This window comes from Vibrio sp. 10N.261.52.A1, from assembly GCF_002876325.1.
Lineage (GTDB): Bacteria > Pseudomonadota > Gammaproteobacteria > Enterobacterales > Vibrionaceae > Vibrio > Vibrio chagasii.
The window spans coordinates 1-771 of the sequence record NZ_MCYD01001361.1; the positions used below are offsets into that span (position 1 = coordinate 1).

General features: G+C 41.0%; 1 protein-coding gene. It reads left to right on the plus strand.

Annotated features, from left to right (window positions below):
• Nucleotides 1–103 precede the first annotated feature (103 nt).
• On the plus strand, nt 104–745 hold the full coding sequence (locus BCT81_RS27775) for an acyloxyacyl hydrolase (protein ID WP_102426536.1): 642 nt from the start codon (nt 104–106) through the stop codon (nt 743–745).
• Nucleotides 746–771: the final 26 nt, after the last annotated feature.

Sequence of the window (771 nt, forward strand, 5' to 3'; positions counted from 1 at the left end):
TATTAGAATGGCTCAATGTGCTCTTTTACTTATACTTGCTAGCTTTCAAGATTACATAACGTATTGGTAAATAAGGAATTATAATGAGAAAGCCCTGTCATTAATGGCTTTAGGTGCAGTTGCTGCGTCTACGTCAGTTCAAGCGAATGATAATTGGTATGTTGCCGTTGATTACTTAAAAACGGATCTTAAGGCAAATGATCTGAATCGTTTGAAGACTGCAAGTGAGCTGGAAGGCGGTTTGGATTTCAATTCAGGCAACGGTATCGGTATTGCTGTAGGTAAGCAGTTACAGTACACGAACAACTTTGTTTTTGCTTGGGAAGTTGAGTATATTCATTACAGTACATTTACGTCAAATGGTGACGGCCGCTCGAATGGGGTGTACTACAAAGATACATGGGAGGTTGAGGCCCAGTCATTCAATCTGAACGTTAAGCCTAAATATTATTTTTCTGATTCGGGGCTTTACGTTGGTGCGATCGCTGGTATTGGCGTCACTAGTGCAGATTTGAGTATTAGAGTAGAAGTACCTAACAACAATGAGAGTGTCAGCTTGAGCGATGATGGAAGTGACTTCAGCTTTAACTACGGTGTAGAAGCAGGTTATGAATTTACATCGGGTGTGGTTGTTTCTGGTGGCTATCGTGCATCTTCAGTGGCAATTGATGTGGAAGGTGGCGGCGAGTTCGACTTTGACTTCGACAGCTTTTTCGTTGGTGTTGAGTACCAATTCGGTTCTTAATTTGATCTGAGTATGTAATATTAAAA